The organism is Clostridioides sp. GD02367 (assembly GCF_045900275.1).
Classification (GTDB): Bacteria; Bacillota; Clostridia; order Peptostreptococcales; family Peptostreptococcaceae; genus Clostridioides; species Clostridioides difficile_A.
The window spans coordinates 133553-153537 of record NZ_JBJODK010000006.1; the positions used below are offsets into that span (position 1 = coordinate 133553).

The 19985-nt window shown below is 28.6% G+C and carries 17 protein-coding genes and 1 other annotated feature; of the genes, 14 read left to right on the top strand and 3 right to left on the bottom strand.

Annotated elements, in window-relative coordinates:
• Nucleotides 1-59: 59 nt before the first annotated feature.
• Nucleotides 60-932, top strand: coding sequence for a YitT family protein (locus Q3223_RS10240; RefSeq protein ID WP_074178493.1), 873 nt, complete (start codon nucleotides 60-62; stop codon nucleotides 930-932).
• Nucleotides 933-1043: 111 nt separating this feature from the next.
• On the top strand, nucleotides 1044-1316 hold the full coding sequence (locus Q3223_RS10245; protein ID WP_054271192.1) for a hypothetical protein: 273 nt from the start codon (nucleotides 1044-1046) through the stop codon (nucleotides 1314-1316).
• A gap of 160 nt (nucleotides 1317-1476) precedes the next feature.
• Here the strand turns inward: Q3223_RS10245 and Q3223_RS10250 are convergent, their stop codons facing one another.
• On the bottom strand, nucleotides 1477-2049 hold the full coding sequence (locus Q3223_RS10250; protein WP_054271191.1) for a TetR/AcrR family transcriptional regulator: 573 nt from the start codon (nucleotides 2047-2049) through the stop codon (nucleotides 1477-1479).
• 184 nt (nucleotides 2050-2233) lie between these two features.
• Here Q3223_RS10250 and Q3223_RS10255 point away from each other — a divergent pair, with 184 nt between their 5' ends.
• Nucleotides 2234-3076, top strand: coding sequence for a DegV family protein (locus Q3223_RS10255; protein WP_054271190.1), 843 nt, complete (start codon nucleotides 2234-2236; stop codon nucleotides 3074-3076).
• Nucleotides 3077-3163: 87 nt separating this feature from the next.
• Here Q3223_RS10255 and Q3223_RS10260 read toward each other — a convergent pair whose 3' ends face one another.
• Complete coding sequence (locus Q3223_RS10260) at nucleotides 3164-4240, bottom strand: Xaa-Pro peptidase family protein (protein WP_054271189.1); 1077 nt, start codon at nucleotides 4238-4240, stop codon at nucleotides 3164-3166.
• Between the two features lie 494 nt (nucleotides 4241-4734).
• On the opposite strand from Q3223_RS10260, the gene Q3223_RS10265 reads away from it, so the two are divergent.
• The 3 genes from Q3223_RS10265 to trpS all read left to right on the top strand — a co-directional run bounded on the left by Q3223_RS10265 (nucleotide 4735) and on the right by trpS (nucleotide 8234).
• Nucleotides 4735-6138 (top strand): APC family permease, encoded by a 1404-nt coding sequence (locus Q3223_RS10265; RefSeq protein ID WP_054271188.1) that lies wholly within the window; start codon nucleotides 4735-4737, stop codon nucleotides 6136-6138.
• 91 nt (nucleotides 6139-6229) lie between these two features.
• Nucleotides 6230-6470 (top strand) — a binding site (T-box leader).
• Nucleotides 6471-6512: 42 nt separating this feature from the next.
• The gene (locus Q3223_RS10270) at nucleotides 6513-7211 is read left to right on the top strand and encodes a 5'-methylthioadenosine/adenosylhomocysteine nucleosidase (RefSeq protein ID WP_054277265.1); all 699 of its coding nucleotides are present in this window, start codon (nucleotides 6513-6515) and stop codon (nucleotides 7209-7211) included.
• 21 nt (nucleotides 7212-7232) lie between these two features.
• Complete coding sequence (gene trpS, locus Q3223_RS10275) at nucleotides 7233-8234, top strand: tryptophan--tRNA ligase (RefSeq protein ID WP_054271186.1); 1002 nt, start codon at nucleotides 7233-7235, stop codon at nucleotides 8232-8234.
• A 160-nt stretch (nucleotides 8235-8394) separates the two neighbouring features.
• On the opposite strand, the gene Q3223_RS10280 is transcribed toward trpS, so the two are convergent.
• A complete protein-coding gene (locus tag Q3223_RS10280; RefSeq protein ID WP_407811933.1) occupies nucleotides 8395-10356 on the bottom strand; it encodes a sigma 54-interacting transcriptional regulator in 1962 nt (653 codons plus the stop codon).
• Nucleotides 10357-10659: 303 nt separating this feature from the next.
• Between Q3223_RS10280 and Q3223_RS10285 the strand changes: the two genes are divergently transcribed.
• The 8 genes from Q3223_RS10285 (at nucleotide 10660) to Q3223_RS10320 (ending at nucleotide 19890) form a co-directional block, all read left to right on the top strand.
• Nucleotides 10660-11697: a low specificity L-threonine aldolase gene (locus Q3223_RS10285; RefSeq protein ID WP_054271184.1), complete on the top strand. Its 1038-nt coding sequence runs from the start codon at nucleotides 10660-10662 to the stop codon at nucleotides 11695-11697.
• Between the two features lie 66 nt (nucleotides 11698-11763).
• A complete protein-coding gene (locus Q3223_RS10290; protein WP_054271183.1) occupies nucleotides 11764-12990 on the top strand; it encodes an MFS transporter in 1227 nt (408 codons plus the stop codon).
• A 56-nt stretch (nucleotides 12991-13046) separates the two neighbouring features.
• Nucleotides 13047-14357 (top strand): amidohydrolase, encoded by a 1311-nt coding sequence (locus Q3223_RS10295; protein WP_167639616.1) that lies wholly within the window; start codon nucleotides 13047-13049, stop codon nucleotides 14355-14357.
• A gap of 508 nt (nucleotides 14358-14865) precedes the next feature.
• Nucleotides 14866-16068 (top strand): sensor histidine kinase, encoded by a 1203-nt coding sequence (locus Q3223_RS10300; RefSeq protein WP_054277260.1) that lies wholly within the window; start codon nucleotides 14866-14868, stop codon nucleotides 16066-16068.
• A 4-nt stretch (nucleotides 16069-16072) separates the two neighbouring features.
• The gene (locus Q3223_RS10305; protein ID WP_407811934.1) at nucleotides 16073-16843 is read left to right on the top strand and encodes a LytR/AlgR family response regulator transcription factor; all 771 of its coding nucleotides are present in this window, start codon (nucleotides 16073-16075) and stop codon (nucleotides 16841-16843) included.
• 146 nt (nucleotides 16844-16989) lie between these two features.
• Nucleotides 16990-18411: a carbon starvation protein A gene (locus Q3223_RS10310; RefSeq protein ID WP_054271179.1), complete on the top strand. Its 1422-nt coding sequence runs from the start codon at nucleotides 16990-16992 to the stop codon at nucleotides 18409-18411.
• Between the two features lie 177 nt (nucleotides 18412-18588).
• The gene (locus tag Q3223_RS10315) at nucleotides 18589-19071 is read left to right on the top strand and encodes a TraR/DksA C4-type zinc finger protein (RefSeq protein WP_054271178.1); all 483 of its coding nucleotides are present in this window, start codon (nucleotides 18589-18591) and stop codon (nucleotides 19069-19071) included.
• A 48-nt stretch (nucleotides 19072-19119) separates the two neighbouring features.
• Complete coding sequence (locus tag Q3223_RS10320; protein ID WP_054271177.1) at nucleotides 19120-19890, top strand: polysaccharide deacetylase family protein; 771 nt, start codon at nucleotides 19120-19122, stop codon at nucleotides 19888-19890.
• The last annotated feature ends 95 nt before the right edge of the window (nucleotides 19891-19985 follow it).

The following is a 19985-nucleotide window of genomic DNA, read 5'->3' on the forward strand; positions in this document are numbered from 1 at the left end:
ATAAATTTATTGTGTATAATGCAGGGTGGTTTATTTATTATGCAAAGGGGTGCGTTTTGATGTATGGTGAAAGTAAAAAGCTAAGTATTGATAATAACATATTTTTACAATATGGTCTTATTATATTGGGTATGATTCTATCAACCATAGGAATAAATTTATATCTAGCACCAGCCAAGTTATTAAGTGGAGGAGTAGCTGGGATTTGTGTTATATTATATAAGTTATTTGGTATAAATCAAGGAATATCCAGTTTTTTGATGAATATACCAATATTTATTATAGCTAAAAAGTATTTTGACAATAAATTTTTGTTAATAAGCTTTGTTAATATGTTGTTATTTTCTGTTGCTCTTGGATTAACACAGGATATTGCTAAATATTTTCCAATAGATGACACTATGCTACAGTGTATTTATGGTGGTGCCTTAACTGGAATAGGTATGGGGTTGACTTTTAAAGCAAGAGCTACTGCTGGAGGTCTTGACATAATAGCAGCTATAATGAAAAGAAAGTACGATATACCTATGAAAAATACATTTTTATTTATAAATTTCTTTGTAGTATGTGCAGGTGCATTTTTATTTGGAGCTAAGTTGGTAATGTATACTTTAATTGCTATGTATATAATTTCTTTTACAATGGACATAGCAAAGGATTGTTTTGATAGAAAAAAATCTATACTTCTAATATCTAATAAATATGATGAAATATCCAAAGTAATAATGAATAAGATGGGAAGAGGAGTAACTTTTCTAGAGGCAGAAGGAGCATATACACAAAATAAGAAAAAAATGATTTATTGTATAATATCTGCAAATGAGATAGGTAAATTTAAAGATTTGATTTATGATATGGATAGTGAAGCCTTTATTTCTGTTAATAATGTGGAAGAAGTAAAAGGAGGAGGTTTTAAAGATAAGTTTCTTTAAAATGGCAATGTTAAAAAATACCATATGTATTGTGATTGCACCTAGTTAGATGTATACTATAATTAATGGGGTACATGAAGTACTCAATAATATACTAGGAGGTATAAGAATATGTTAAGAGAGAGATTTGTAGTAAGAAATCACCATAATCCACACACAAGTGGATGTTGTGGAACTGGGGGAGAAGGCTGTTGTGGAGGAGATAATCATGAGCATTCACATCAACATTCTCATAGTCATGGGCATGGACATGAACACGTAAATGGTGTAGGTCACGACCATAATCATGAGGATGGTTTCTCAGGGACTCATGAGCATAGTCATGAGCATGCACATACACATGGGCATGAACACTCAGATGGACATACGCATGAACATAAATAGAGATATTTAAAATTTATAAAAGATTTTTATTTTGTGATTCCATGAAGGTTTAAATAAAAATTAAATGTTTTAAATAAAATTATTAATAATAAATAAGAAAGTGAACTGTTAAATTCAAAGAATTTAATAGTTCACTTTTGTTACATATTAAGCATTAAATTTAAATCCAATGGTTAACTAAAAAAGAAGCTATATTTTCATAAGGTATTTTTTCTGTCCTTAATAAGCTTTGGACAACTAAACCATCTACTATAGACATAAGTAAGAAGGAAAATGATTCAGCATCTTGTTCATTTTCACTTCTACTGTATTTTTCTAAGGACTCAACAATTTCAGATTTAAGAGTAGTTCTCCATTCAATATATTTTAATCTCATTCTTTCTTTCAAATCATCATTTGAAGTAATTGCTTCACAAATAAGATACATATGTACTCTACCACGACTTTCTATAGTAGATATTTTCTCTAAGATTAAATTAACCATTTCTATTTGAGAATTTTTTGATTTGACGTTTTTTACACAGTTTAATATAGCACTGGTTATAACTTCTAAATGAGTGTCTGCAATATCATATATAATATCATTTTTAGATGCGTAGTGATAATACAAAGTACCTTTACTTATATTTACATCTTTTGCAATATCAGCAAGACTAGTATTTTGAACTCCATTTTTGGCTATTAAATTAGTTGCAGATGATAAAATAGCCTGTTTCATATTGTTTGTTTTCATAAAACCTACCTTTCTATGTATATTTATAACAAATTAATAACATTATAAGCTTATGGATATTTATTGTCAATAAAGCAAGAATCTATATCTATTGACTTTTTTTCATTCAAAATATAAAATAGTAATTAAATCGGTCGTACGACCGACTGAATAAATAAAAACAATATCTTATAGTGAGGTTAATATGGATAAAATAAAATTGATAGTGGATAGTGCATGTGACTTACCTAATGATATAATAGAAAAATACAACATTGAAGTTGTTGGTTTAAATGTATCTTTTGGAGAGGAAAGTTATATATCTGGAAAGGAAATAGATAATGAAACTTTCTATAGAAAAATGAGTGAAAGCAAAGTACTACCAAAGACATCATGTCCTTCACCTGATAAATTTTTAGAAGCATATCATTGTCAGGAAGAAAGTATATTGGTGATTAATATAAGTTCAAGACTGTCTGGTACTTATAATAGTGCACTTTTGGCAAAAGATATGTTTGAAAAGGAAGGGAACAATAAAAAAATTGAGGTTATAGACTCACTTAGTGGGTCAATTGGAATAGGACAACTTGTGTTAAAAGCAGCAATATTAATCAAAGAAGGAAAAGAAATCGAAGAAATTGTTTCAATAATAGATAAATACAAAGATAATCCACCATTTTTGGGGACTTTAGAGACATTAGAAAATGCTATCAAGGGTGGAAGAATAAACCCTATAGCAGGAAAAATTATAAATACATTGAATTTTAAGGCTATAATACAAGTTGCAGATGGTATTGTAACTCCAATAGATAAGGCAAGAGGTGAAGGGAATAGCTTGAAAAAGTTGATTAATTTGGTAGAATCCAAGATTAAAGACAGAGAAGAAAAGGTCTTATTTATAGGACATGCAAACTGTCCTGAGAAGGCTCAAAAAGTAAGGGAAGTTATGGAGAAAGATGTAAAATATAAAGATGTTGTAATCTGTGAAGTTGGCTCAGTTATGGGTACATATACTTCAAAAGGTGCAATTTTAATTACTGCTATATAAATCATGATGTGAAAAATTGAAGCCATATAAAAATGCTTAAAGCATTTTTATATGGCTTGTTTTAATTTTAGTAAGTTAATTTTATAATTAACCAACTACACATATTTCTTTATCATATTTATTTAATATCTCACAACCATCTTCAGTAACAAGTACTAAATCTTCTATTCTAACTCCGAATTCACCTGGTAAATATATACCTGGTTCTATAGAGAATATCATTCCTGGTTGTACAGTATCTGTATTTATAGAAGATACATCTCCCTTATCATGAACTTCAAGTCCTATAGAGTGACCTGTTCTATGAGTGAAGTATTGTCCATATCCTTTTTCAGTTATGTAATCACGAGCAGCAGCATCTATATCACAGAATCTAACTCCTGGTTTTACAATAGCTTCAGCTCTCTTATTAGCTTCAAGAACTATTTCAAATATCTCTCTACCTTTTTCAGGTATTTCTTTATAGAATACAGTTCTTGTCATATCAGCACAATAATTGTCTTTTATACAACCTATATCTAATATTATTGCATCCCCTGGTTTTACAAGTGCGTTTCCAGGCTCACCATGTGGGTTAGCTCCATTAGGTCCAAATCCTATAATAGGGTCAAATGAAAATCCATCAGCACCTAAATCTTCATATATTTTAGATAATTTACCAACAAGTTGTTTCTCTGTAAGTTCACCAGAAACAGTAGCTTTAAGTTGCTCCATACCCTTGTCATTTAATCTTGAAGCTATTCTCATTAATTCTTTTTCTTCTTCATCTTTACACATTCTTAAAGTATCTATTATATAAGATGAATTTACAAATTTGCTTCCTCCACCTAATTCCATTAAGCTTAATAAGAATCTAGCTGGCCAGTTTTTATCAACACCCATAGTAGCATTTTTGTCTATATGTTCAGTTATTATTTCTACTGGATTTTGAGTATCATTAAACCAAATCATTTCAACACCTAAATCTTCTGTAACAGGGAATAATTCATTTATAAATAATTTATTATTTCCATTTAAATTTAGGTATAATGCTAATAATCTTTCGCCTGGGTGGATTAGTGCTCCTGTTAGATAAAATATCGAAGTAGGGTCACTTACCAACATTTGAGAAATATCATCTTTTTTCATTTGTTCAAGTACAGCATTCAATCTTTGAGTCTTCATAATAATTTCCTCCTAATCAAAATTTAATACAAATCAATTTTAGCATTATTAAACAAAAAAGAGTATACTTTTCTTTTAGAAATATAAAAAATTTTTGTTATATATTTTTTATATTAAATTTAATCATCACTTTTACATTAAATATAGAGGTAAATTATTTTTTATTGTGAAAAATTTATAAAAATAATAAATAAAAGATATAAATTTGTGATTTTAAGTTTTTTATATCATCATGAAAAATAACAAATAAAATTTTATATTAAAATAATATTGAAACAATTTTAAAAATTTAGTATGATTAGAATTAAAGTGGCAGAGCTTTTGAGATTTACCACTTTTAATAAAATTTGATTTCAAAGTATTTAGATTTTTTTAATAAAAGACCTTAATAATTTAAAAACTCTGAATGCTATTGATTTAATGACAGTGAATCTGTTTTATCAATTTTGAAATCAACTTTTAACTAATTAATAGAGAGGAGAATTTAAATTAGGATGGAAAAGAAAAAAATAGGCCTGTGGAGTTTGGTATTTATGAATGTATCAGCTTTATATGGTATCAGATGGATAGCTAAATCTACAGCATCAAGCTTTGGTTTAGGATTAGGTGCAATACCTATGTGGTTATTATTCTCATTTATATATTTTGTACCAGGAGCTTTAATTTGTGCTGAATTAGCTTCTACATATCAAAAAGGCGATGGAGGTTTATATGATTGGGTTAAGGAAGCCTTTGGAGAAAAATATGGATTTTTAGTTTCTTGGCTAAATTGGACAGCTAAAATATTTTGGTATTCTTCATTCTTAACTTTTTTAGCAGTAAATGTTTCTTATACAATAGGAAATCCAGCACTTGCAGATAATAAGATGTTTGTACTTATATTATCTTTAGTAATATTCTGGGCATTATCTCTTATAGCAACTAAAGGAATAAGTTTTACAAAGATATTTACTAATACAGGTGCATTAGGTTCAACAATACCAAGTGCTATACTTATAATATTTTCATTTGTAGCAGTATTTGTATTGAAAAAACATGATATAGCTTCAACATATACAATAGCTTCAATGACTCCAAAGCTTAACATGGATGCATTTGTCGCTATATCAGCTATAATGTTTGGTTTAGCAGGAGCAGAAACTGCAGCTAACTTTATAACAGAGATAGATAAGCCTGAAAAGAACTTCCCTAAAGCTATATTAATATCAGCTGGGATAGTAGCTTCATTATATGTATTAGGTTCAATTGCAATAACAATGATAATACCACCAGACCAAATTACTGCTTCTAAAGGTGTATTGGATGCACTTGCAGCTGTTTGTCAATCTTTAGGAATAGGCTCTTGGTTGGTTCAATTAATAGCTTTTGGTATAGCTTTCTCAATACTAGGAGCAATAGTTCTTTACATAGCATCACCAATAAAAATGTTATTTGGTAGTGTCAAAAAAGGAGTATTCCCAGATAGCTTAGTAGAAGTAAATGAACATAAAATACCTTCTAAAGCTGTTATACTTCAAGCAATAATAGTTACTATAATATTATTAGTGACTACATTAATGCCTTCTGTTGATGCTATATATAATGTTCTTGTAACTATGACAGCATTAACTGCTTTATTCCCATATGTGTTATTATATGCTTCTTATATTAAATTAAGAAAAGAGAGACCAGATGAAATTAGACCTTATACTATGGCAAAATCAACAAGTACTTGTATAGGTTTAGCGAAAATGGTTCTAGTAGTAACTGTAGTTGGTATACTATTATCTGCAGCACCAGTTATGCCTACATTCGCTGAAAATATCATATATGAGATAGAGATGATTGGTGGAGGTCTTCTAGTTATACTATCTGGTATATGGTTGTGGAATAGATATGAAAAGAAAACAGCTAAATAAAAATGTATTTTAATAATTTCTTTTGGATATTATAATATATAGTTGACAATTTATAGTGTAAGGAATATTATAAAATAAAGAAATTAATAAATTTAATCCTGTGATAAGAAATAGTAAATAAATATACTTTTGTACAGAGAGTTAAGGGTGCTGAGAACTTAATAAAAAGTGTTTATTGAATGGGTCTTTAAGGAGTAAGGTGAAATGTAGTTTAAGGCTACAGAGTATCTGATATCGTGTGTGCACGTTACAGCATATATTGAGATATATATATTCAACTTTGAGTATATATAAATTTAGGTGGTACCACGGAAAATATATCCGTCCTATTGATTTAGGACGGATTTTTTAATATAGAAAATTTAGGAGGAAAAATGAACGTAATAGGAATTATAGGTGCAATGGATGAAGAAGTAAGTATTTTAGTTAATTTAATGGATATTAAAGAAACTGTAAAAAAAGCTAGTTTAGAGTTTCATCAAGGAACATTAGAAGGAAAAAATGTAGTATTAGTAAAATGTGGTATAGGTAAAGTTAATTCTGCTCTTTGTGCACAGATACTAATAAGTGAATTTAAAGTTGATGCTATTGTTAATACAGGTGTAGCAGGTGCTTTGAACGAAAATCTTGATGTTAATGACATAGTGATATCGACTGATGCTATACAATATGATATAGATACTACAGCATTTGGAGACCCTAAGGGAGTTATACCAAGAATGAAGACTTCTGTATTTAAAGCAGATGAAAGACTTATAGATGCTGCTTACAAATCTTCTGTAGAGGAAGTAAAGACTCACAAAGTACTGAAAGGAAGAGTCGTTACAGGAGATAAATTTATAAATTCTAAAGAATTAAAAGATGAATTAGTAAATGATTTTGGTGGGTATTGTGGAGAAATGGAAGGTGGAGCTATAGCTCATGTATGTTATCTAAATAATACTCCATTCGTAATAATAAGAGCAATGTCTGATAAGGCAGATGGAAGTGCTGATGTTACATATGATGTATTTGTACACGATGCTGCCAACAATTCTAAGGATATAGTTTTAAATATGTTAAAATCAATATAAATATAAGGAGGTACAAGTAAAATGAGTGAAAAAAAAGTTATATTTAGTGGTGCACAACCATCAGGAAAAATGACTTTAGGAAATTATATAGGAGCTATAAAAAACTGGACTGAACTTCAAGATAATTATGATTGCTATTATAGTATAGTTGATTTACATGCAATAACAGTACCTCAAGACCCTAAAGTTTTGAGAGCTAATGCTATAGAATTGCTTGCTCAATATATAGCTTGTGGATTAGACCCAGAAAAAAATACTATATTTATTCAATCTCATGTTAAAGAGCATGTTGAACTTATGTGGGTATTAAGTACAATGACTTATATGGGAGAATTAAGCAGAATGACTCAGTTTAAGGATAAATCACAAAAAAGTGAAGCAAATCTAAATGCAGGTTTGTTTACTTATCCAGTCCTTATGGCTGCTGACATATTATTATATCAAACTGATTTGGTTCCAGTTGGAGATGACCAAAAACAACATTTAGAGTTATCTCGTGATTTAGCAAATAGATTTAATAATAGATTCTCACCTACATTTGTGGTTCCAGAAGGATACTATCCAAAAGGTGGAGCAAGAGTAATGAGTTTACAAGAGCCAACTAAGAAAATGAGTAAATCTGATTCAAATGAAAATGCCTTTATATTATTAGCAGATGATTCAGATACTATAAAGAGAAAGATAAAGAGAAGTGTTACTGATTCTTTAGGTGTTGTAAAATATACTGATGAGCAACCTGGTATTAAAAATCTACTTGATATATACTCTAATTTAAGCAAAAAGAGTGTGGAAGAGATTGTAAACATGTATGAAGGCAAAGGTTATGGAGTATTTAAAGAAGATGTGGCTGAAGTAGTAGCAGAAAGTTTAAGACCTATAAGAGAAAGATATGTAGACCTTCTTAATAATAAAGATTATTTAGAAAAAATATATAGTATGGGAGCAGAAAAAGCTGAAAAACAAGCTAGAAAGACTCTTAGAAAAGTTTATAAAAAAGTTGGTTTTATAGAAAGAAGATATTAATGGTTAACTATAGATAAACATTTATCTTTTTAGTTAAATAAATTATAATAATAAATTAAAAATAATATTTATTTATGAAAAGGTTGTAAGTAGATTTGTATAAAAATACATTTACATACAACCTTTTCTTATCAAATAAGTTTAATAATTATTAGAAGATTTACTTAGATTCTTTTAATTTTCTCCATAAAGTACTTCTGCATATCCCAAGCTTATCAGCCACTATTTGTTTATTCCATTTACATTCATTTAAATAAGATAAAATAATTTCTCTTTCCATTACTTCAAGGGTATCTCTGTGTATCTTAATAATCTCCTTACTTTCTTTTTTGTCTTCTACAACATTATTTTCCATAACATCAGTTGTATTTTCTAAACAATTATAAATCAAATTATTATTATTATTTTCTTTGCCATAAAGAAGTACAAATCTATGAATAGTATTCTCTAATTCTCTAACATTACCTGGCCAATTATAATTTGTTAATATATCCAACTCATGTTTTTCTAAATATGGAATGTTTACTTTGTATTTTTTTGAATAGTAATTTAAAAAATGAATGGATAAAATCTCAATATCTCCCTTTCTATCAGAGAGAGTAGGTAAGTTCAAATTTAATATATTTAAACGATAATACAAGTCAGTTCTGAATTTATTATTGCGAGTTAATTTATTCATATCTTGATTTGTAGCTGCTATTATTCTAACATCAACTGAAATTATAGAATCTGAACCTATTCTATTAAATTCTTTTTCTTGTATTACCCTTAACAATTTACTCTGGAGAGAAATTGGTAGAGAATTAATTTCATCTAAAAAAATTGTTCCTGTGTGAGCTAGTTCAAATAAGCCTTTTTTTCCATTTTTTTTTGCACCTGAGAATGCTCCTTCTTCATAACCAAAAAATTCACTTTCAAGAAGATTTTCAGGAATTGCTCCACAATTTATAGGTACAAAAGGTCCATTTTTTCTGTTACTTTCATTATGTATACTTTGTGCTAATAATTCTTTTCCAGTACCACTATTTCCAGATATTAGAATGCTTGCATCTGTTGAAGCATAGATGCGTGCAGAATTAATAACATTTTTAATAGCATTACTTTTTCCTATTATATCATCAAAATTATACTTTGCTACAAATCCTTTAGCATTCAATTTTGACCTAATTTTCTGTTCTTGCTCTTGAATTTTTTCAACGTTATGGAAACGTAATATCTTTTTTGCAAAACCACTTTCATTAAGATTGGATTTTTCTATCAGAAAATTTGACTTATCAATTTTGATTATTTCTTTGTCCTTACCTTCTTTATTTAAAAAATCAGCTATTGTGTTGTTTATGTCAACAATTTTTTTATTAAACACCTGAACATTTTTAATACCTAAGATATCTTCTAAGGTTGAGTTAATCAGTACCACTTTATCACCATTAATTGCCATGACACCTTCTGATATATAGTTTACAATTAATTTTAGACTTTCTAATTGTTTTCTTTCTTTTTTTCTTACTTTAATTATAGAGAGAGCTTGTTTTATAGCTTCAATTACAGAAGTTTTACTTGATTTAACAAATACTACAGGCATTTTATTTGATGTACCACTTTCTAATGCAGCTATTCCTCCGCCCACCATTGCATCCATACCATCGAATTTTCCACAAATTACTTGGTTATGAATGTCATCTATAGTTTCAAAAGCATATATTTTAAGTTTATGTAGATTAAGGATATTTTTAATTATGTCAACTTTGTCTGTTATCAATTCTATTGTTTCTGAATGCATTATAATACCTATATTATCACCATATATCTTTGCAGAATTAACCGCATTTATAATATCAAAGTAATCAGGCTCCATTCTAATTATAACTGTATTTTTAAATATTTTACTTATGTGACTTGCCACACCACCTCTACTAATTATTACTTCAGGATATGAATACTCTGTAAAAAGATTGTTTAATTTACTTATTAAATAATCATTTATATTGTATCCCTCAATTACAGTTGGATATAAATTCATTTCATTAAGTATCTCAGATAATTGGGATTCAAATCCCTCATAAGGAGATAAAATCACCAAATCTTTTTCTAAATTGTTTGTTTCTGAATTAGTTATTTTCAATTTAATCACCTTCAAATCGTAATAATATGTCTAAATCAAGTCTTTAAAGTGTATCTATTAACAATCATTATATATATGTTTGTTTAATTATTCAACAAAATGTTTTATAAGATTATATAAATAAACATTATTGATTTATAACTATAATAAATATTAAACATAGAATACCCATTTGAATCTATTTCAAAGAGCTGGAATAGCATTGATGAGCAAGAAAACGATTTTTTAAAAAATTATTTGGCATACTTGTTGCTTATTATACTGTTGAAAGACTTAATTACATTTAGATAGGAGAAATATAATATGATTGATTTAAGAAGTGATACACTTACACAACCATCAGAAGAAATGTTAAAAATGATTCTTTTAGCACAAACTGGAGATGCGGGTAGAGAAGATGAGTATGGTAGAGGAGAAGATAAAACAGTTAATGAATTAGAAGATTTTGCAGCACAATTAACTGGAAAAGAATCTGCTGCATTTTTTCCTTCAGGAACATTGGCAAATACTACAGCAATCCTTACATATTGTAAGCCTGGAGATAAGGTACTTGTAGATGAAAAACAACATATTTTACTTAGCGAAAAAGTGGTTTTTGATTCACGTTTTGGACAGTTGTTGCCAATTAAATTTAAATTAGCAGAAGATGGTATTCCTGATAAAAGTGATATCATTAGACTAATTAAAACAAATAATATCAAATTGATAAGTATTGAAAATACACACAATTTTGCAGGTGGTAAATGTATACCTTTGGAAGATTTAAAAGAATTAAGAAAAGTATCTATAAAACATAATATTCCTATTCATATGGATGGAGCTAGACTATTTAATGCATCTATTGCAACAGGGGTTGATGTAAAAGATATTTGTAAGAATGTGGATTCAGTTATGTTTTGTATTTCTAAAGGTTTAGGTGGACCTATAGGTTCAATTTTATCTGGGAGTAAAGATTTCATAGGTGAAGCTAGAAAACTTAGAAAGCTATTAGGTGGTAATATGAGACAAGCTGGCATAATAGCTGCTACTGGAATCTATGCTCTAAAGCATAATGTAGAAAGATTAGCTATTGACCATAAAAATGCAAAATATTTAGCCGATAATTTAAAAGATATTAAGGATATAAATATAGACCATAATGTTCAAAGTAATATTGTCATTATAAATATAGGCAAATCTAGAGTAGCTCAAGAGGAGTTTTGTAATAAATTATTACAGAATGGTTTGAAGGTCACAGTATTGCCATCTGGAGAGATTAGATTAGTATTTTATAAAGGAATTACTACTGAAAATGTAAAGCAAGCTGTGAAAATCATAAAACAAGTTTTAAATGAAATATAAAAAGTTATAAAAAAGATTAGTGTTTATAAAAGTTATTAAAAAACGTATAAAGGGGTGGCAAGTTTTATGGAAAAGGTAGATAATAATAAAAAATATATTATTTTAGGTATACTATTTATTGCTTGGTTTGTAGGGTATTGTGATAAGATGGCAATTAATGTTGCTGCAATACCAATAAGTAAAGAGTATGGTCTAAATCCAACACAAGTGGGTTTTTTAATTAGTTCATTTTCTTTTGGTATGGCCATTATGTCCCTTTTTGGAGGATACTTTGCTGATAAATATGAATCTAAAAAATTGATTATAGTAATAGTATCTATATGGGCTATATTTTCTACACTTACAGGTATGTCATGGTCATTTGTTTCTCTTATGGTGATAAGGTTTATGTATGGATGTGCAGAAGGAATATTTCCACCAGCAAGTTCAGTTACAATAGCAGAGAATTTTAAAAAAGAGCAATTTGGAAGAGCAAAGTCTTTTCTTATATCAGCAGGTCAGTTAGGGACTGCTTTTGCGGGTTTAATTATAGCGTATTTGGCATTTTCTTATGGATGGAGAAAAGCATTTTTCATTTTTGCCATAGCTGACTTAATAATTGCTTTGTCTTTGTACTTATTAAATAAAAATGAAAAAAATACAGGTAAGAGTACACAAAAAACAAAATCAAAAAAAGTTCCTCTTAAAGAAGCTTTTAAAAATCCTATTGTGTGGAAGACACCAATTATTCAATTTGGCGTAGGATTTTTAATGTGGGGATTAAACTCTTGGTTGCCACAATACTGGGTGAATGTCAAACATTTAGATATTAAAACTATGGCTACTTATTCAATGATACCAGCACTTGCATCATTTGTTTTTGTAAATATATCAGGATGGATTATTGACAAATATTTTGTTGGACGTGAGAAAATAGCTATTATTGCTTCTCTAATCATAATGTGCATTTCTGTTTTCTTAATGTATAATACTGGAAGTATTGTTTTAGGATTTATATATCAAACGATTGCTAATTTGGGAGTATGTTGTCTGAGCCCAGCATTTTATACATTAGTGTTAAAATATGTTCGAAAGGATTTAGTTGGTACAGCAACTGGATTTATAGCTTTTGGGTCATCTGTTGCTGGAATTATTGCACCATTAATAATGGGTCTTTCAATTACTCTTCTTAAAGGGTCTTATATAGCAGTTTTCGGAATGATTATAGTTATACTTATATTATGTATATTTCTTGCAGCTACAATTAATACACGTGAACAAGCTGAAAAAAACATGAATGAGCAGAATTTGTAGTGAATAAGGTTTTTTAATATTTGGAATGAATAATATTTATAAAGGGAGTGTGTATTATGTATTATAATTTTGAAAGAATTGATGAAGTAGAATTTAAGAAAGAGCTTATTAAGGTTCGCAGAGACTTACATAAATATCCAGAATCAGCATGGACTGAGTATCGTACTACTGTAAAAATAATTGAAATGTTTGAAGAATTAAAAATTCCTTATATGTATGGAACTGAAATTCATTCACCTGAACATATGCTTGGAAAGCCTGATATAGATATTCAAGAAGAGTGTATTAAACGTGCTATCAAAGAAACTGGAAGAGAAGATTTAATCAATAAAATTGCTGGAGGATTTACAGGAGTAGTTGGTATTATTGAAGGAGAACAAGCTGGTCCTACTGTTGCAATTCGTTTTGATATTGATTGTAATGATTTGATAGAAAGTGACGAACCTGGACATGTTCCTGTAAAGGAAGGTTTCAATTCAGAGCATCATGGATGTATGCATGCCTGTGGTCATGATGCACATACTGCTATTGGATTTGGGACAGCAAAGATTTTATCAAAATACAAAGACAAGATTAAAGGAAAAGTTATGCTTATATTTCAACCTGCTGAAGAAGGTGGAAGAGGTGCAATTTCTTTAGTAGAAAAAGGAATTCTACATGAGGTTGATTACATATTTGGTGGTCATATTGCAAATGTAACAGGTAATTTAGGAGCAATAGCAGCTGGTAGTTATGGATATCTTGTTAGTAGTAAATTTGATGTCTGTTTTGAGGGAAAATCAGCTCATGCAGGTAATTGTCCAGAGGTTGGTCATAATGCCCTTGCTGCAGCAGCAACAGCAACACTAAATATGCTTGCTATACCTAGAACTGGAAAAGGTGCAAGTCGTATTAATATTGGAGTGTTGCAAGCAGGTACAGGGCGTAATGTTATCCCTGATAATGCTATTTTGAAAGCTGAAACAAGAGGTATTACAAATGAAATTAATGAATATATGCTTGAAAGTGCAATTAGAGTATGTGAATCTTCTGCATTAATGTATAAGTGTAAATATAGTCTAAATTTTAAAGGAAAATCTGCTGATTCTTATTGTGATAAAGATTTTGTAGAGTTTGTAGCAAAATCAGGTAAATGTATTGATGGGATTAGAGAAATAGTTGATTATGCTGATTTGGGTGCAGGAGAAGATTTTACATTTATGATGAATGATGTTCATAAGCATGGTGGAAAAGCGACATATCTTCTACTTGATGCTGAATTAACTGAAAAACATCATAATAGAAATTTTGATTATAATGAGGATATTATACCAATCTCTGCCATGTTATACTCTAAAGTTGTTTTAGATATCTCATCCAACTATTAAAGTTGTTATAAAAAATTAAGATAAATATAAAATGGGGGCATATCAAACAGAGATTAGCCCCTATTTATATGTAAATGTTGATAAACTTAATTTTACATATATAGAAATATACATAAAAAAAGATGAGCTTCTGCTCATCTCAAAGGGGTTAGATTATTCTTACTTTGGGGAAAGTAGAATAAAGGTAAAAGTTAACTAACGTTAACTTTGTCTTTTTTGCATATCACTACTGAGCATAAAAAAATCAGAAAACCATAGCCTTCTGAACTAACTTTAAATATGTACTTTATACCCAATATGTAATTTATGAGTTAATTTTAACTCTTATAATAAAAATTGTCAATAATATATCAAAAAAACATTTTTTAAATTTATATAATTAAACAGATTTATGTTTCTATATAGATGATATGATACAATAACTATGGAATTTATTTTTATGTATTTAACTTACAGTAAAAATAATAAATTTAAAGTGTATGAATAGTTACTTTTTAAGAGGGAAAATATGAAAACATCAATTTTAATAGCATTAATAGAAAAAACAAGTCTTATTGTTGTATTATTTCTTCTGATAACAAAGTCAAAAACGTTTAAGCAAATATTTCAAAAAGAAGAATACAGTTTTAATGATTTGGTATGTATAGCATTAGTTTTTACCTTTTTGGCTATATTTGGTACTTATAATGGTATAAATTATATGGGTTCAATAGTAAATACCAGAATAATATCTATAGTATCAGGAGGTGTTTTATTTGGACCAATGGTAGGTATTACAGCAGGGGTTCTTTCTGGTATTCATAGATACTTTATGGATATTGGAGGTATAACATCTGTCCCATGTCTTTTATCAAGTATCCTAGCAGGTGTATTGTCTGGATTTCTATACAAGAGGATACCAAAACAACATAGAGTAATATATGGCATACTGGTAGGTATGGTTTCTGAAAGTTTTACTATACTACTTATATATTTAATATCGCATCCACATTCTTTAGCGATTCAAATAATTGGTGGAATATATTTGCCTTTAATTGTTGGACAGATTGGAATAGGATTTGTTATATCCATAGTTGAGGGGATTGAAAAAGATAAAAAGGATATAGAAGCAAGAAATAAAGCAGAAATAAAGGCACTTCAAAGACAGATTAATCCTCATTTTTTATTTAATTCCTTAAACACAATAGCTTCATTTATAAGATTCAGTCCAGATAAAGCCAGAGAACTAATAATAAATTTATCAACTTATTTAAGATATAATCTGGAATATAGTGATAATTTAATAGATATAAATAAAGAAGTTGAGCAGGTCAAATCTTTTGTAGAGATAGAAAAGGCTAGATTTGGAGAATTATTAACTGTATCTTATGATATAGATGATGTAAATATAAAGATTCCAAGTTTGATTATACAACCATTGGTGGAAAATGCAATAATACATGGGATTTTAGAAAGTGGTAGAGCTGGTACAGTAAAAATATCTATAAAAAAATTACAATATTCATTAGAAAATACTGTAAGAATATCAATTGAAGATGATGGTATAGGTATAAGTGAGGAAATCATAAATAATGTATATCAAGATAATATGCCTGAAAATAAGATTGGGCTTTATAATGTGCATTTAAGACTCAAATTAATGTATGGAAATGGGCTTAATATGAGAAGAACTGACAATGGGACTTTGATAGTATTTTATGTAAAGGAGTAGTAGGATGAGAGCTATAATAGTGGAAGATGAGTTTCCAGCAAGAAAGGAATTGAGATATTTTATTGAAAATAAAAGTAGCATTGAGGTAGTGAGTGAATTTACTAATGGTATAGAGGTGTTAGATTTTATTCAGGAAAATAAAATAGATGTAATTTTCTTGGATATAAATATACCTCATCTTGATGGTATATTGCTTGCAAAAACATTGAATCAATTTAAATCGAGACCTAAAATTATTTTTATAACAGCGTATGAAAATTATGCAGTTGATGCTTTTTCTTTGGGTGTATTTGATTATGTGCTTAAGCCATATTCTGAAGAGCGAATAATTTCTATGCTGAATAAGTTAGAAAAAAGTGAAATGAATAGTTCTGAACTATCTAATGATAATAATAATTTATCCAATGACAGGAAAGACATAATAAATCAAAATATAGAAGAAATAACACATAAAATTAGTCTTTGGAAAGGTGACAAACTGGTTGTAATAGATATTGATGATATATATTATTGTGAAGCCAATGAAAGGCAGACATTCATATATACAGAGAAAGAAAAGTTTATATTAAAAGAAGGAATTTCAGAAGTAGAAACTATGATAAATGATAAAGCTTTTTTTAGAACACATAGGTCTTATATCGTAAATTTAAGCAAAGTAAAAGAAATTATACCATGGTTTAATAATACATACATATTAAAATTAAAAAATAGTGATTATGAGGTAACTGTAAGTAGAAGCAAAGTAAAAGAATTTAGGTTATTGATGCATATATAAAGTCATTTCATGTACTTAAATATGCACTTAATGTAATTAACATTTATATTAGCATAAAAAAGTATTACTATTTGAACTGGAAATAGTTTTCTTAAACTTATAAAAATTTATAAAGCAATTATACAAAAAACTAAGGGGATGAATTTATGGTAAGTTTTTTAGGTTCAATAGTAGTACTTATAGCAGGGTATTTTATCTATGGTACATTTGTAGAAAAGGTTTTTGGAATCAATGATAAAAATCAAACTCCAGCTATAGCTTGTAGAGATGGAGTAGATTATGTTCCAATGAAATGGAAGAGAATCTTTTTAATTCAATTTTTAAATATCGCAGGATTAGGACCTATATTTGGTGCTATACAAGGAGCATTATTTGGACCATCAGCATTTTTATGGATTGTATTTGGAACAATATTTGCAGGTGGAGTACATGATTTTGCTTCTGGATATTTATCAATGAAGAATAAAGGTACATCTGCATCAGAGCTGGTAGGTCTTTATTTAGGTAATGGTGCAAAAATAGCAATGAGAATATTTAGTGTTATTCTTTTAGTACTGGTTGGAGTTGTGTTTGTAACAGGTCCAGCAGGATTATTAAAAACATTGACAGGTATAAATACGCAAATATGGGTTGGGGTGATAATTCTTTATTATATTATGGCTACTGTTTTACCAATAGACAAATTAATTGGTAAAATATATCCTGTATTTGGAGCTGCTTTGTTAATTATGGCAGTAGGTGTAGCAGGAGGATTAATAATAAAGGGATATAACATACCAAATATAAATTTACAAAATATGAATCCAAATGGAACACCTTTATTTCCATACTTATTTATAACAATAGCATGTGGAGCAATATCAGGTTTCCATGCAACACAATCACCACTTATGGCAAGATGTGTTGAAAAAGAGAGTGAAGCAAGACCTGTATTTTATGGGTCAATGGTTGCAGAAGGTATAATAGCTTTAGTTTGGGCAGCAGCAGCTATGTCATATTTCCATGGTATACCTCAACTTAATGTAATATTTAATGATGGTGGAGCAGCAACAGTTGTAAATACAGTGTCTGTTGGATTGATGGGTCCTATTGGAGGGGCTTTGGCTATACTTGGAGTTGTAGCATGTCCTATAACTTCTGGAGATACAGCATTTAGAAGTGCTAGATTAACAATAGCAGATGCAATGAATTATAATCAAGATGCAGTTAAAAATAGATTTTTAATAGCTTTACCATTGTTTGCAGTTGGTGTTGCTCTTACATTTATAGATTTTAATATAATTTGGAGATATTTCTCTTGGGCAAATCAGACACTGGCTATGATAATGTTGTGGACTGGTTCTGCATATTTGGTTAAAGCAAATAAAAATCATTATATAACTACATTACCAGCACTTTTTATGACTGTAGTTACATTTAGTTACATAATGCAGGCAAAAGAAGGTTTTAGATTGCCAGTTAATATATCTAATGGAATAGGTATTGTTGTTGCAATAATCCTGGGACTTTTATTCTTTAAAAAGGCTAAAGATATCAAAGAACAAAATAGTCATAAATTGGCAAGTTAGAGAAATGTTTATTATAAAAAATTAAAAATTTATATTTAAATTATGTTCAAAAAATTGTAGGTAAATTTAAAATTTACCTACAATTTTTTTTATCAAATCTTATTTTTTACTGTATGTTTAATTTAGTTTTCCACATACTATTTTTATGATATAAATATGAAAATAGAGGTGTTGAAAATGGATACTAAAAAATATAAAGATAGATTATTAAAGGAAAAAGAAAAATTAACTAATTTAGTAGTAGATATGAAAGACAATACTTTATTTGGAGATACGACTAAACATACAAGCGAAAAGTATTCATCAGGAGAGCTATCTAGTTATGATAATCATATAGGAGATATGGGAACAGATGTATATATGCAAAATATGCAAAATAGCTTAATAAATCATGAAGAAGGAAGAATGTATCAAATAGATTTAGCCTTATCTAAAATAGAAGATGGAACGTATGGGATTTGTGACTTATGTCATAAAAAAATAGATTTAGAAAGATTGGATATATTACCAGATACAAATTTATGTAATAGTTGTGCTAATAAGAATGATGATTTATTAGGAGATGCAAGTGAAAATCCTGAAGTTGAAAATACTAATTTTTATTCTGAATACTTGACTGATTTGACTGATTTAAATAAAAATGAATTATTGAAAGACTAAAAACTGACATCACATATTATTCAAGTGAATTGGAAAAGAGGTAATGACATGAAAAAGGTAATATGGGGTATATGTATATGTTTATTATCACTAGTAGGTGTGTATACATATAATCATAATCAAGATAACTTAAAAGAAACTTATAGTTTGAGTGATAGTAAAATCAGTGATTATGAAGATGTGATAATAAAAAAAGGAAATGATGATGAAAAGGTTATAGCTTTGACCTTTGATGATGGTCCAGATGAGGTCTTTACACCACAAGTACTTGATATACTAAAGAAAAATGATGTGAAGGCAACTTTTTTTGTGGTTGGAGAAAAGGTAGAATATAATAAAGAATTATTAAAAAGACAGTATGATGAGGGACACGAGATAGGGAATCATACGTTCACACATATAAATGTTGCAAAAAATAGTTATGGTAAGGTAGAAAAAGAAATAACAGACACACAAAATGCTGTAAAAAATGTAATTGGAGTAGAACCCAAAATATTTAGACCTCCATATAGAGCCATGAGTAAGAGTGTTTGTGATATTATAGTTTCTAAGCGTATGAACATAATTCTATGGTCAAACTTAGACCCTAGAGATTGGTCTAATCCTGGGGTGGGAAGTATTATAAATACTATTCTTACAAAAGTTCAAAATGGTAATATAATACTTTTACATGATTATAATAATAAAAGAAATGATAAGTCACAAACTATACAAGCCTTAGAAGTAGTAATACCTAAATTAAAAGAAAAAGGATATAAATTTGTAACAATATCAGAACTTATAGCTCACTTAGATAAAAATGAACAAGTACAAAAATAAAAAATACTTATTAAAATATTAATGATGTTTGTATTGCAAATTTACAAGCATCATTAATATTTTAAGATAGTTGCTCTTTGGAGTATTTTTTTTGT

Coding starts and splice junctions, on each gene's coding strand:
- Q3223_RS10290 (WP_054271183.1), top strand. CDS start 11,764: ATGGAAAAGGTAGATAATAATAAAAAATATATTATTTTAGGTATACTA.
- Q3223_RS10260 (WP_054271189.1), bottom strand. CDS start 4,240: ATGAAGACTCAAAGATTGAATGCTGTACTTGAACAAATGAAAAAAGAT.
- Q3223_RS10285 (WP_054271184.1), top strand. CDS start 10,660: ATGATTGATTTAAGAAGTGATACACTTACACAACCATCAGAAGAAATG.
- Q3223_RS10245 (WP_054271192.1), top strand. CDS start 1,044: ATGTTAAGAGAGAGATTTGTAGTAAGAAATCACCATAATCCACACACA.
- Q3223_RS10255 (WP_054271190.1), top strand. CDS start 2,234: ATGGATAAAATAAAATTGATAGTGGATAGTGCATGTGACTTACCTAAT.
- Q3223_RS10300 (WP_054277260.1), top strand. CDS start 14,866: ATGAAAACATCAATTTTAATAGCATTAATAGAAAAAACAAGTCTTATT.
- Q3223_RS10265 (WP_054271188.1), top strand. CDS start 4,735: ATGGAAAAGAAAAAAATAGGCCTGTGGAGTTTGGTATTTATGAATGTA.
- Q3223_RS10320 (WP_054271177.1), top strand. CDS start 19,120: ATGAAAAAGGTAATATGGGGTATATGTATATGTTTATTATCACTAGTA.
- Q3223_RS10240 (WP_074178493.1), top strand. CDS start 60: ATGTATGGTGAAAGTAAAAAGCTAAGTATTGATAATAACATATTTTTA.
- trpS (WP_054271186.1), top strand. CDS start 7,233: ATGAGTGAAAAAAAAGTTATATTTAGTGGTGCACAACCATCAGGAAAA.
- Q3223_RS10310 (WP_054271179.1), top strand. CDS start 16,990: ATGGTAAGTTTTTTAGGTTCAATAGTAGTACTTATAGCAGGGTATTTT.
- Q3223_RS10270 (WP_054277265.1), top strand. CDS start 6,513: ATGAACGTAATAGGAATTATAGGTGCAATGGATGAAGAAGTAAGTATT.
- Q3223_RS10250 (WP_054271191.1), bottom strand. CDS start 2,049: ATGAAAACAAACAATATGAAACAGGCTATTTTATCATCTGCAACTAAT.
- Q3223_RS10305 (WP_407811934.1), top strand. CDS start 16,073: ATGAGAGCTATAATAGTGGAAGATGAGTTTCCAGCAAGAAAGGAATTG.
- Q3223_RS10315 (WP_054271178.1), top strand. CDS start 18,589: ATGGATACTAAAAAATATAAAGATAGATTATTAAAGGAAAAAGAAAAA.
- Q3223_RS10295 (WP_167639616.1), top strand. CDS start 13,047: ATGTATTATAATTTTGAAAGAATTGATGAAGTAGAATTTAAGAAAGAG.